Raw genomic sequence first — 12,182 nt, 5'->3', positions numbered from 1 at the left:
CCGTCCGAGCACCGGATGCGGCGGCATCCGGTGTCGTAGAATGATGCGTTCCGGTGCGGCGCCGTGCCGGGTCGGGTGCGGAAGCGCACCCGCTGAGATCTGAATATTGGAGGCCCTCGGTGGAGATTGACCTGAGCGTGCTGCGCACGATCGAGCGCGAGCGTGAGATCCCTTTCGAAGAGCTCGTGAGCATCATCGAGCAGGCCATCCTGACGGCGTACCTCAAGCACACCTCGGCCGGTGAGCCGCACCCGCACGACGAGCATGCGGCGGGCCAGCACGGCCACGGCGAGCACGGCGGTCGCGCGCGGGTCGAGCTCGACCGCAAGACCGGCCATGTCACGGTGTACGTTCCCGAGCTCGACGACGAGGGCAACCAGATCGGCGAGGCCGTCGACAGCCCGAGCGACTTCGGTCGCATCGCCGCATCGGCGGCGAAGCAGGTGATCAACCAGCGCCTGCGAGACATCGCCGACGACGCGGTGTTCGGCGAGTTCCGCGGTCGCGAGGGCGACATCGTGGCGGGCGTCATCCAGCAGGGACCGAACCCGCGCATGATCCACATCGACCTCGGCACCATCGAGGCGATCCTGCCTCCCGAGGAGCAGGTGCCCGGCGAGGACTACACCCACGGCACCCGCCTGCGCGTCTATGTGACGAGCGTGACCAAGGGCCTCAAGGGGCCTTCGATCACGGTCTCTCGCACGCACCCCGCTCTGGTGCGCAAGCTCTTCGCCCTCGAGGTGCCTGAGATCGCGAACGGTGTCGTCGAGATCGCCTCGCTCGCTCGGGAAGCCGGGCACCGCACCAAGATCGCGGTGCGCGCGCTCGAGCCGGGAGTCAACGCGAAGGGCGCCTGCATCGGCGAACTCGGCCAGCGCGTGCGCGCGGTGACCGCCGAGCTCAACAACGAGAAGATCGACATCGTCGACTACTCCGACGACCTCGCCACCTTCGTCGCGAACGCGCTCTCGCCCGCCAAGGTCACGAGCGCCTTCGTCATCGACGAGGGTCTGAAGGCCGTGCGCGCCCTGGTGCCCGACTACCAGCTCTCGTTGGCGATCGGCAAGGAGGGCCAGAACGCTCGACTGGCCGCGAAGCTCACCGGTGCGCGCATCGACATCCAGCCCGACAGCGTGCTCGACGACTGATCGCGCTCCTGACATCACGCCCCGCGCCCGGAGCGGACCGACTCTCAGGAGAGGGGGAGTAGGATGGAGCCCGTCAGAACTTGCCTGGGGTGCCGACAACGCGCTCCGCGTTCCTCGCTTCTGAGGGTCGTGGCGCGAGATGGAGAGGTCGTGGCGGATGCCGCGGCCGTGCTCCCCGGGAGGGGTGCGTGGGTTCATCCCACGCGTGCCTGCATCGACACGGCGGTGAAACGCAACGCTTTCGGGCGGGCGCTTCGAGCGGGTCGAGCGGTGCAACCCTCGGAAGCGCTGATCAACCTCAGCATCAACGAATAGACAGGCTGAATGGCAATGGACAACTCATGAGCGGCTCGAAATGAGACCCGTCCACCACTAATGTCTGCGCCCCTGTCGGGTCGCGGACCCAGACAGGAGAACTGTGGCGAATCCACGCGTGCACGAGATCGCGAGCGAACTCGGCATCGACAGCAAGACTGCCCTTGAGAAGCTCAAGGAGCTGGGCGAGTTCGTAAAGGGACCGTCCTCCAGCATCGCGCCCCCGGTTGCGCGACGGCTGCGCGCCGCCTTCGAGAAGGACGGCATCAAGGCGCCCGAGAAGAAGGCCGCGCCCAAGGCCCCGGCCCCGGCCCCGAAGCCCGCTTCGAAGCCGGCTGCGCCGGTCGCCGAGGCGTCCGCTGAGCAGCAGCCCGCACCCAAGTCGGTCGCCGAGCGACAGGCCGAGGCAGCGGCGGCGGCCAAGGCAGCCGGCGAGCCGACTGCGGCGCAGGCCGGCCCGGCGGCTCCTGGCGCAGGTGGCCCGAAGCCTGGTCCTCAGGCCGCGCCCCGACCCGGTGCACCGCGCCCCGGCAACAACCCGTACAGCAGCAACCAGGGCATGCCTCGTCCGGGCGGGCCCCGCCCCGGCAACAACCCCTTCGCGTCGACCCAGGGCATGGCGCGGCCGACCCCGAACTCGATCCCTCGCCCGGCAGCGCCTCGTCCGGGTGCGCCCCGCCCGGGTGCTCCTCGTCCCGGCGCTCCGCGGCCCGGCGGCTTCCGCCCCGGCCAGCCCGGTGGTGCTCAGCACCAGCAGCGTCAGCGTCCCGGTGGCGGCGGTCCGGGTGCCGGTGGCCCCGGTGCCGGTGGCGGCTTCCGTCCGGCCGGCGGGTTCGCCGGTCGCCCCGGCGGTGGCGGTCGCGGTCGCGGCAGCACTGCAGGCGCGTTCGGTCGCGGTGGCGGCAAGAGCAAGGCACGCAAGTCGAAGCGCACGAAGCGCCAAGAGTTCGAGATGCGACAAGCGCCGTCGCTCGGCGGCGTGAGTGTTCCCCGCGGTGACGGCAACACCATCATCCGTATGCGCCGCGGCGCATCGATCTCCGACTTCGCGGAGAAGATCGACGCCAGCCCGGCCAACCTCGTGACCGTGCTGTTCCACCTCGGTGAGATGGCGACGGCGACGGAATCGCTCGACGAGGCCACCTTCGAGGTGCTCGGCGACGAGCTCGGCTACAAGATCCAGATCGTGTCGCCCGAGGACGAGGACCGCGAGCTCCTCGAGACCTTCGACATCGACCTCGAGCAGGAGCTCGAAGACGAAGACGACTCGGTGCTCGAGATCCGTCCGCCGGTCGTCACCGTCATGGGTCACGTCGACCACGGTAAGACCCGACTGCTCGACGCGATCCGTCAGGCGAACGTGGGCGCCGGCGAGGCCGGTGGCATCACCCAGCACATCGGTGCATACCAGGTATGGACCGAACACGACGACATCGAGCGCGCGCTGACCTTCATCGACACCCCCGGTCACGAGGCGTTCACCGCCATGCGTGCCCGTGGTGCGCAGGTCACCGACATCGCGATCCTCGTGGTCGCGGCCGACGACGGCATCATGCCCCAGACGGTTGAGGCGCTGAACCACGCCCAGGCCGCAGGCGTGCCGATCGTGGTCGCAGTGAACAAGATCGACAAGCCTGAGGCCAACCCGGCCAAGGTGCGCCAGCAGCTCACTGAGTACGGCCTCGTGGCCGAGGAGTACGGCGGCGACGTCATGTTCGTCGACGTGTCGGCGAAGAACAACGTCGGCATCACCGAGCTCCTCGACGCGGTGCTGCTCACCGCTGACGCCGGTCTCGACCTGCGTGCGAACCCCGACAAGGCGGCGCGCGGTATCGCGATCGAAGCGAAGCTCGACAAGGGCCGCGGTTCCGTCGCGACGGTGCTCATCCAGTCGGGAACGCTGCGAGTCGGCGACGCGATCGTCGCCGGAACGGCCTACGGCCGCGTACGCGCGATGCTCGACGAGAACGGCGACGCGGTCGACGAAGCTCGTCCGTCGCGTCCCGTGCAGGTGCAGGGCCTCTCGAGCGTGCCGCGCGCCGGCGACACCTTCATCGTCACCGATGAAGACCGCACCGCGCGTCAGATCGCCGAGAAGCGCGAAGCCGTGGAGCGCAACGCACAGCTGGCGAAGGCCCGCAAGCGCATCAGCCTCGAGGACTTCACCCGTGCACTCGAAGAGGGCAAGGTCGAGTCGCTCAACCTCATCATCAAGGGTGACGTGTCGGGTGCCGTCGAGGCGCTCGAGGAGTCGCTCATGAAGATCGAGGTCGACGAGAGCGTTCAGCTCCGCATCCTGCACCGCGGTGTCGGTGCGGTGACGGAGTCCGACATCGACCTCGCGACCATCGACAACGCGATCGTGATCGGCTTCAACGTCCGTCCCGACGTCAAGGCCCGCGAGCGCGCTGCGCGCGAGGGCGTCGATGTGCGCTTCTACTCGGTCATCTACTCGGCCCTCGAAGACATCGAGAACTCGCTCAAGGGCATGCTCAAGCCCGAGTACGAGGAAGTCCAGTCGGGCGTGGCCGAGATCCGCGAGGTCTTCCACTCGTCGAAGGTCGGCAACATCGCCGGTGTGATCGTCCGTTCGGGCACGATCACGCGCAACGCCAAGGCGCGCGTCATCCGCGATGGCGTCGTGCTGGCCGACGGTCTGGCGATCGAGTCGCTGCGCCGGTTCAAGGACGATGTCACCGAGGTCCGCGAGGGCTTCGAGTGCGGTATCGGCCTGGGCAAGTTCAACGACATCCGCATCGGCGACGAGATCGAGACGATCGAGCTCAAGGAGAAGCCGCGGGTCTGATCCGCGACTTCGCCGCACGGATGCCTGGGGCGCCGGATGCTGGCCGACATCGGTCCGCATCCGGCGCCCGCCGTCTGCCCGCAACCTCGCGGGCACATACTTTCGTAACGGGAGGAGAGAGCCATGGCTGATCCCCAGCGGGCCAGGAAGCTGGCCGACCGCATCAAAGAGGTCGTCGCTCGTCGCATCGATCGAGGCTTGAAAGACCCCCGCCTCGGCTTCGTGACGATCACCGACGTACGCGTGACCGGCGATCTGCAGCACGCATCGATCTTCTACACCGTCTACGGCACCGACCAGGAGCGCGCCGACACCGCAGCGGCGCTGAAGTCGGCCACGGGCATGCTTCGCAGCGAGGTCGGGCGCAACATCACCGCCCGGCTCACGCCATCGCTCGAGTTCATCCCCGACGCGCTCCCCGAGAACGCCGCGAACATCGACGACCTGCTCGCTCGCGCACAGCAGCAGGATGCCGAGACCCAGCGGATCGCCGCCTCGGCCGAGTACGCGGGCGAAGCCGATCCCTACGTCAAGCCTCGCTCTGCAGAGGACGACGACTGGGATGACGACGACCTCGACGACGATGATGACGAGGACGACGACCTAGACGAGGACGACGAGGAAGACGACGACGTCGACGACGACTTTGAAGCCGGAGACGAGCGCGACGACGAGGTGTACGCGACCGACGACCTCGACCCCGACGCTGAGTTCGACGACGTCAATGACGCGGTCGTAGCGTCTGACGACGACCTCGACCCCGACGCAGACGACAACGACTGAACCGCCCGCCCAGAGCGGTTGGCGCAGCGCGAGGACTGAGCGCAATCGGGCCCGACAGCCGGCCCAGGGCAGCCCCCTCAGGGCAGCTCCCTCAGGGCAGCCGTCTCCGGCGCGCGCTCACCCAGCCCGCTCAGGGCAAGCGGTAGGCGTCGCCCTCTGAGACGGCGAGGCCGTCGCGCACGAGGGTGTCGATCGCGCGCGTGAGCTGTTCGGCATCCGGCCAGGCGCGTTCAAGTTCGGTTCTCGTCACGGGAATGTCGCTCGCACGCAGCTCGGCCATGACAAGGCCTCGCACCTGGCGATCGCTGCCCTCGAACCGTGCCTGCCCGCGCGCTCGCGGTCCGACGTATGCGGGGTAGCCGGCGGCGCGCCAAGCGCAGAGCGCGTTGATGGGGCACCCGTCGCAGCGCGGAGCGCGTGCGGTGCACACGATGGCGCCGAGCTCCATGACACCCGCGTTCGTCAGCTGCGCTTGCCTGCGGTCGGTCGGCAGCAAGCGCTCCATGGCCTCGAGGTCGGCGCGGATGCGGGGTGGCCCCGCCTCGGCGAGACCCGCCACGGCGCGAGCGATGACCCGTCGCACATTCGTGTCGACCACCGGATGCCGCTCACCGAACGCGAAGCTCGCCACGGCCCGCGCGGTGTAGTCGCCGACGCCGGGCAGCGCCAGCAGCTGTTCGACGTCGCTCGGCACTTCGCCCCCGTGTCGCTCGGTGATCACCACAGCGGCTGCGTGCAGGTTCAGCGCCCTGCGCGGGTAGCCGAGCCGATGCCACATGCGCACGGCCTCGCCGGGCGGTTCCGCGGCGAGGGCGGCCGGTGTCGGCCAGCGATCGAGCCACTCGGCGAGCCGGGGCACGACGCGTGCGACCTGAGTCTGCTGCAGCATCACCTCGCTCACGAGGATGCCCCAGGCGGGGAAGCCCTGCTCACGCCAGGGCAGCTCGCGGGCGTACTCGCCGAACCAGGCGATGACGGCGCCGGCGATCGCGGCGGCCCGCACAGCGGCATGCTCATCCGCAGGCTCTGTGGCGGCGACTCGCTCTGTGGCGGCGACTCGCTCTGTTGTGGCGACGCGCTCTGTGGTGGCGACTCGCTCTGTGGCGGTGCTGGTCGGAGGCCGCGTCGTCATCGCAACGGTCCGGTTGCAGCGGTGACCCGGTCGATGACCCGCCGCACTGAGAGGTGCTGACCGGAGGTCTCGACCTCGTGCACGAGCCGCAGCAGTTCCGTGTTCACCGGAACGGGCACCTCAGTGCCTTGCGCTGCGGCCACCACAGCCCCGTTCAAGAAGTCGATCTCGCTCCGTCGTCCGCGACGGATCGACTGCAGCGTCGATCCCGGGTTGGGAGTGGCGCCAAGGTACGCGCGGATGCGAAGCGGCAGCATTTGCCCGAGCGAGAGCGGCGCCCGGGCGACGAACGACAATCTGGCGTGGGTGAGGCCGTTGAAGGCCGCGAAGCGCACTCCTCTGGCAAGGCCGACGCGCACCGCCTCACGCATGCTGGCGGTCATGATGCGGCGCAGCCCAGCGTGCGAGATGACCTCCTGCACGCTCAGCCCGGTGATCGCGGGGAGCGCGTTCACCTGGTTGACGATCAGCTTGGTCCACTGAGCGCCTTCGAAGTCGGCGATGACCTCTGCCGGCATACCGGCCGCGTTCAGCGCGGATGCCGCGAGCTCCGCCGCGTCGGCATCCTGTGTGCCTCGGAACGCCCCCAGCACCGTGTTGGCTGCCGTGGTCACCCGCACATGACCCGGGGCGACGTACGAGGCGGCGATCATCGACAGTGCGCCGACGATGGGGGAGCCGGGGAGTTGCTCCGCCACCCGTTCCATGCCGCCCAGCCCGTTCTGCAGCACCACGGTCGGAGCGTCGCCGATGGCGCGGGCGTTGTCGCGGGCTGCGGCCTCGGCATCCATCGCCTTGGTCGCGATGATCACGAGCTCGGGCTTCGCCTTGAGGGGCAGCGTCTTCGCGGCCGAGACCCGCGCGGTGTACTCGCCCCACGCCCCGTCCAGCTTCAGGCCGTCGCGGCGGATCGCGGTGAGGTGCTCGCCCCGTGCCGCGACCCAGACCTCGTTGCCGGCTCGCTCGAGCATCGCCGCGATCGCGCCGCCCATCGCCCCAGCACCGACCACACCGACTCGCACGCCAACCAGCTTAGGCAGCCGCGGGCCCGGGGGGCCCTGCCTGTACACCGCACTGCTCCGCTGCGCCCCGCGGGGGCAGCATCCGCGCCACTTGCGCAGGTTTGCGCCAGCTGTACGTGGCGCGATTGCGAACAGGTGGCGCGCAAAGAGTCGGGCCCTCCAGCCCCCCAGCACGGTGCGATGGCACTGGGCGCGCGGGCAGCCCGAGCAACCCGGCGGATGCCGTCACCGGTCACCGGTCACCCGGCGCGATCGCGGGCGAGCGCGCGCTGCACCGGTCGCGTGGCGCAGCGACCCCCGCGCGCTGGGGTACCGTGCAAGGGTGACGCCTGCGATCGGATCCCGCAGCGGCATCCTGCTGCTCGACAAACCGCCCGGCATCACCAGCCATGACGTGGTCGCGCGAGTGCGCCGTCTTGCCGGCACTCGCAAGGTCGGCCATGCCGGCACACTCGACCCGATGGCCACGGGCCTGCTGGTGCTCGGCCTGAACAGCTCGACCCGCCTGCTGACGTACCTCGTCGGGCTCGACAAGGAGTACCTCGCCACCATCCGCCTCGGGCAGTCATCGAGCACCGACGACGCGATGGGCGAACTCGGCGAAGCGCACGACGTCTCGCACATCGACCCGGCCGCCATCGAGCGCGGAATCGCGGAGCTCACCGGCGACATCCTCCAGCGCCCGAGTGCGGTCAGCGCCATCAAGGTGGCGGGCCGGCGCGCGTACGACCGGGTCCGCGACGGCGAGGCCGTCGAACTCGATGCGCGCCCGGTGACGGTCTCTGCGTTCGAGCTGCTCGAGACTCGCCGCGACGGCTTCATCGACCTCGATGTGCGTGTCGAGTGCTCGTCGGGCACCTACATCCGAGCTCTCGCGCGTGATCTCGGCGAAGCGCTCGGCGTGGGCGGGCATCTCACGGCGCTGCGCCGCAGCCGCGTCGGTCCGTTCATGGTGTCGGATGCCGCGACGCTGCCCGAGCGCCCGGCTCCCGGCTCGCAGCCGGCCGCCGCCGACACAGCAGCCCTCGCCGAAGCGCTGCTGCGGCCCGCAGACGTCGCCGCGAGCCTCTTCGGAAGCCTGCAGCTCACCGCCGAGCAGGCGCGCGACCTCGCCCACGGCAAACGCGTCGAGGTCGACGCGGCAGACATCGAGTGCATCGCCGCCGTCACGCCTGATGGCGCCCTCGCGGGGCTCGTCGAGCTCCGTGGTCGACGGGCGAGGCCCCTGGTCAACTTCCCGACAGATGAGGTACTTGCGTGATCGACTGGTTCACTTGGCTGCTTGCGGGCGTCTCACTGGTGGGCGGCCTCGCGTGCTTCGTGCTCGGAGCCATGGGGCGCAAGCCCAACGACTTCACGCTCGGTGCCGTGGTGCTGGTCGAGGCGCTTCTGCTCGCCCAGGTGGTGATGGCGATCGTCGCACCCTTTCTCGGCAACCGCCCCACGGGGCATCCGGTCGAGTTCTGGGCCTACTTGATCTCAGCCGTCCTCATCCCGCCGCTGGCGGTGTTCTGGGGTCTCGTCGAGCGCAACCGATGGAGCACCATCGTGCTGGGTGTGGCGAGCCTTGCGATCACGATCATGGTGCTGCGCATGCACACCATCTGGTTCGTGCAGTTCGCCTGACCCGCTTAGCATTGACGGGATGAGCACTTCCGGGACGACGCGCGCCGCTGGGCGCAGCCGCGGTGTCGGCCGCGTGCTGGTGCTGGTCTACGCGATCCTCGCGCTGGGAGCCACAGGCCGCTCGGTCTTCCAGATCCTCACCAAGTTCGACGAGGCGCCGCTGGCGTACGTGCTCTCGGCCGTCGCCGCCGTCGTATACATCGTGGCGACGATCGCCCTCCTCGCTCCGGGGCGGATCTGGCGCGCGATCGCCTGGACGGCCATCAGCTTCGAGATGACGGGTGTGCTCGTGGTCGGAGTGCTCAGCCTGGCCCTTCCCCAGTGGTTCGCGCACCCCTCGGTGTGGTCGGGCTTCGGCATCGGCTACCTCTTCATCCCGCTCGTTCTGCCCGTGCTCGGGCTCGCCTGGCTCGCCCGCACTCGCGGCGCTGCGCATGAGCGGGTGACCGCCTGAGATGCGAGTGTTCACCTCGATAGCGGATGTGCCCGCCGGCTTCGGCCCGAGCGCCGTCACGATCGGCAAGTTCGACGGCGTGCACATGGGCCATCGCGCAGTCATCGACGAGCTCAAGAGGATGGCGGATGCCGAACAGCTCGTGCCGACCGTGGTGACATTCGATCGCAACCCGCTCTCGCTCCTGCGCCCCGAGTTGTGCCCTGAGCCCCTCGTCAGCAATGCCCAGAAGCTGGAGCTGCTCGAGGAAGCGGGCGTCGAGGCGACGCTCATGCTCACATTCGATGAGTCGTTGCGCGAGCAGACACCCGACGAGTTCGTCAGTCGAGTGCTCGTCGATGCGCTGCGAGCGCGGATCGTATTCGTGGGCGGCGACTTCCGGTATGGCGTGAAGGGCAGCGGAGACATCGACACGCTGCGGGCCGAGGGCGCGCGATTCGGCTTCGATGTGCGTCTGGTCGACGACGTGCGAGAAGCCGGTCGGCGCGCGTCATCGACGTGGACGCGGGAGGCGCTCGCCGCGGGCGATGTCCGCCGGGCCTCCGAGCTGCTCGGTCACCTGCCGACGCTGCGCTCGGTCGTCGTCGCGGGCGAGAAGCGCGGCCGCGAGCTCGGGTTCCCCACCGCCAACCTGCGTCCCGACGTGGAAGGCTTCATCCCCGCCGACGGTGTCTACGCCGGATGGCTCACCATCGCGGGTGATCAGGAGGGCGAGGGAGTGCCGATGCCCGCGGCCATCTCGATCGGCAACAATCCCACCTTCGACGGCGTGCCCGAGCGGCAGGTCGAGGCCTTCGTGCTCGACCAGGACTTCGACCTCTACGGCCGAACCGTCGAGATCGCGTTCGTCGACCGCATCCGCGACATGCTGAAGTTCACGACGATCGAAGCGCTGATCGACACACTGCACGAAGATGTGCGGCGCACGCGCGAGATCATGGCGTCGGCCCCGCGTCCGAGTCGCTGACCGAGTCGGTCGGAAGGGCCGTGCGGCCGAACATCACCAGCAGGATCGCGGCGGCATCGCCGGTGATCACGGGCCCTCGGCCCACTTGCCAGCCGGCATCCGCTGCCTTCAGCGTGTTTCTGCGCAGCACAGTGCGCAGAGCCACGGGCGCCGACATGGCGCGCGATCTCGCGACGGCTTCGCTGACGACCGGCGAGATCGAGATCGTGGCTCCCAGCGCGGTGGCGATGTCGAGCGCACCGATGACGGCGGCCGTGAGCGCCGGGAGGCTTCCCCTGCGACGGCCGCTCGCCCGCGAGGCAGCGACGTCGCGCAAGACCGGGGGCAGGGCACCTTTCGCCGCTGCGCGAGCGAGCCCGAGCTGCGCCGCGCTGCCGGTGTCGAGCATGGTGCGCGAGTACGCGCGCACCCGCTCCTGGGGCGAGGTGCCGAGGCGCCAGACGAGCAGTCCTGCCACCTCGCGGATGCTCCAGCCGCGGTGCATGCTCGGAAGCTCCCAGGCCTCCTCGCCCGCCTGCTCGAGCAGATCGGCCACCTGCAGCAGAATGCCGCTGATATGCCGCGACCAGTTCGACGGACGGATGCCGGAGCGCGGCGCGTCGGGCTGCGTGTCGGCCGTGTCTTGCATCCGCCCCCCTGTCCTCGTGCTTCTCAGGGTAGCGAGCATGAGCCGCTCTCGGGGCTCATACACTTGGCCTAGTGACCGATTCTCACCGCTTGCCGTTGTGGCATGGCCGCGGGCTCGCCCTCGTCAGCATCCTGCTCATCGCCGTCAACCTCCGCTCGGCGGTCGCAGCGGTATCACCGGTGGTCGAAGCGATCGGCGCCGATATCGATCTGAACGCGATGGTGCTCAGCGTGCTCGGCACGCTCCCGCCGCTAGCGTTCGCAACATCCGGGCTGTTCAGTCCATGGTTCGCCAAACGGTTCGGCCTCGAGGCCAGCCTGGCTGCAGCGGCCCTCGCCATGGCGCTCGCCTATACGATCCGCTCGCTGTCGCAAGAGCCCGCGATGTTCCTCACCTCGAGCGCGCTCGGTCTCGCGGCGGCGGGCGTGGGCAATGTGCTGCTGCCCCCTGTGGTGAAGCGCTACTTCCCGGATCGAATCGGCACGATGACGACCGCATACGTCATCGCGATCGGCATCAGCACGATGCTGCCGCCAGCTCTCGCTCTTCCGCTGACCGAGGCCTACGGCTGGCGAGTCAATCTCGGAGTGTGGGCGATCGTCGCGCTGGTCGCTGCCGTGCCGTGGGCGATTCTGTGGCTTCGGCACCGCGCCTCGGCGGCCGACGACGGCCCGGAGCTCGAATCATCGCCCGATCGGCTCATCGGGTCAGTGCGCCGCTCGAGGGTCACTTGGGCCCTGCTGATCATCCACGGGGTCTCCTCGGGCACCTCCTACTCGACCTTCGCGTGGCTGCCTCCAATGCTCGTCGCGATCTCCGGCTCGAGCGGCGCAGAAGCCGCGGCGCTGCTGACGCTCTACACCGTGGTCGGCGTCGTCTCGACCGCGGTCGGGCCGGGCCTCGCCGCCCGGTTGCGTCGCCAGGAGCTCATCATCGCCTTCGGCGGTGTCTCGCTCATCGCCGGGTACCTCGGCCTTCTTCTCGTGCCCACGGTGGTGCCCTGGCTGTGGGTCGCGCTGATCTCGGTGGCGCAGGTGAACTTCTCGGTGATGCTGGCTCTCATCAATCTGCGCACCCGTGACCAGCGGGTCACGACTGCGGTGTCGGGCTTCGCTCAGGGCAACGGCTACATCCTCGGCGCCTCGTTCCCGTTCCTCGTGGGCGCCTTGCTCACACTCACTGGAGGGTGGCTCGCGCCGCTCGTGATGCTGCTCGTCGCCTCGGGCGGCGCGCTCGTCGGAGCAGTCATGCTGGCCGGCGGCCGGAAGGTCGACGACGAGCTGGCTTGAGCTGCGGCC

At 69.3% G+C, this 12,182-nt stretch carries 11 protein-coding genes and 1 pseudogene; 9 read left to right on the top strand and 3 right to left on the bottom strand.

Annotation, left to right across the window (positions count from 1 at the left end; translation table 11 throughout):
* Positions 1 to 119 precede the first annotated feature (119 nt).
* From nusA to rbfA, 4 genes and pseudogenes are all read left to right on the top strand, one after another.
* The gene (nusA, locus tag ABV606_RS02695) at positions 120 to 1,151 is read left to right on the top strand and encodes a transcription termination factor NusA (RefSeq protein WP_281487304.1); all 1,032 of its coding nucleotides are present in this window, start codon (positions 120 to 122) and stop codon (positions 1,149 to 1,151) included.
* 63 nt (positions 1,152 to 1,214) lie between these two features.
* Positions 1,215 to 1,466 (top strand): YlxR family protein, encoded by a 252-nt coding sequence (locus tag ABV606_RS02690; RefSeq protein ID WP_281487305.1) that lies wholly within the window; start codon positions 1,215 to 1,217, stop codon positions 1,464 to 1,466.
* A 103-nt stretch (positions 1,467 to 1,569) separates the two neighbouring features.
* Positions 1,570 to 4,272 (top strand): translation initiation factor IF-2, encoded by a 2,703-nt coding sequence (gene infB / locus ABV606_RS02685; RefSeq protein ID WP_353988249.1) that lies wholly within the window; start codon positions 1,570 to 1,572, stop codon positions 4,270 to 4,272.
* Between the two features lie 123 nt (positions 4,273 to 4,395).
* Positions 4,396 to 4,875, top strand: a pseudogene (rbfA, locus tag ABV606_RS02680) (30S ribosome-binding factor RbfA); the annotation flags it as partial.
* A 310-nt stretch (positions 4,876 to 5,185) separates the two neighbouring features.
* On the opposite strand, the gene ABV606_RS02675 reads toward rbfA, so the two are convergent.
* A complete protein-coding gene (locus ABV606_RS02675; protein ID WP_353988760.1) occupies positions 5,186 to 6,058 on the bottom strand; it encodes an A/G-specific adenine glycosylase in 873 nt (290 codons plus the stop codon).
* A 125-nt stretch (positions 6,059 to 6,183) separates the two neighbouring features.
* Complete coding sequence (locus ABV606_RS02670) at positions 6,184 to 7,209, bottom strand: ketopantoate reductase family protein (protein ID WP_353988248.1); 1,026 nt, start codon at positions 7,207 to 7,209, stop codon at positions 6,184 to 6,186.
* Positions 7,210 to 7,531: 322 nt separating this feature from the next.
* On the opposite strand from ABV606_RS02670, the gene truB reads away from it, so the two are divergent.
* From truB to ABV606_RS02650, 4 genes are read left to right on the top strand one after another with little or no spacing between them, the layout of a single operon-like run.
* Entirely contained in the window at positions 7,532 to 8,470 is a 939-nt protein-coding gene (gene truB / locus ABV606_RS02665) for a tRNA pseudouridine(55) synthase TruB (protein WP_353988247.1), read from the top strand.
* Entirely contained in the window at positions 8,467 to 8,835 is a 369-nt protein-coding gene (locus ABV606_RS02660) for a hypothetical protein (RefSeq protein ID WP_353988246.1), read from the top strand. Before truB ends, ABV606_RS02660 begins: the two co-directional genes overlap by 4 nt.
* Positions 8,836 to 8,854: 19 nt before the next feature.
* Positions 8,855 to 9,289 (top strand): hypothetical protein, encoded by a 435-nt coding sequence (locus ABV606_RS02655; protein ID WP_281487310.1) that lies wholly within the window; start codon positions 8,855 to 8,857, stop codon positions 9,287 to 9,289.
* Position 9,290: 1 nt separating this feature from the next.
* Positions 9,291 to 10,256, top strand: a complete 966-nt coding sequence (locus tag ABV606_RS02650; protein ID WP_281487311.1) for a bifunctional riboflavin kinase/FAD synthetase — start codon at positions 9,291 to 9,293, stop codon at positions 10,254 to 10,256.
* On the opposite strand, the gene ABV606_RS02645 is transcribed toward ABV606_RS02650, so the two are convergent.
* Positions 10,225 to 10,884, bottom strand: coding sequence for a hypothetical protein (locus ABV606_RS02645; RefSeq protein ID WP_353988245.1), 660 nt, complete (start codon positions 10,882 to 10,884; stop codon positions 10,225 to 10,227). The genes ABV606_RS02650 and ABV606_RS02645 overlap by 32 nt on opposite strands.
* Before the next feature lie 71 nt (positions 10,885 to 10,955).
* On the opposite strand from ABV606_RS02645, the gene ABV606_RS02640 reads away from it, so the two are divergent.
* Entirely contained in the window at positions 10,956 to 12,173 is a 1,218-nt protein-coding gene (locus ABV606_RS02640; RefSeq protein WP_353988244.1) for an MFS transporter, read from the top strand.
* Positions 12,174 to 12,182: the final 9 nt, after the last annotated feature.

Source organism: Ruicaihuangia caeni (assembly GCF_040536845.1).
Classification (GTDB): Bacteria; Actinomycetota; Actinomycetes; order Actinomycetales; family Microbacteriaceae; genus Ruicaihuangia; species Ruicaihuangia caeni.
This window is presented reverse-complemented; position numbering and strand designations above follow the sequence as displayed.

What these genes read in the sequence shown, in the direction of transcription:
- ABV606_RS02655 (WP_281487310.1), top strand. Translation starts at nt 8,855, where the DNA reads ATGAGCACTTCCGGGACGACGCGCGCCGCTGGGCGCAGCCGCGGTGTC.
- ABV606_RS02645 (WP_353988245.1), bottom strand. Translation starts at nt 10,884, where the DNA reads ATGCAAGACACGGCCGACACGCAGCCCGACGCGCCGCGCTCCGGCATC.
- ABV606_RS02650 (WP_281487311.1), top strand. Translation starts at nt 9,291, where the DNA reads ATGCGAGTGTTCACCTCGATAGCGGATGTGCCCGCCGGCTTCGGCCCG.
- ABV606_RS02690 (WP_281487305.1), top strand. Translation starts at nt 1,215, where the DNA reads ATGGAGCCCGTCAGAACTTGCCTGGGGTGCCGACAACGCGCTCCGCGT.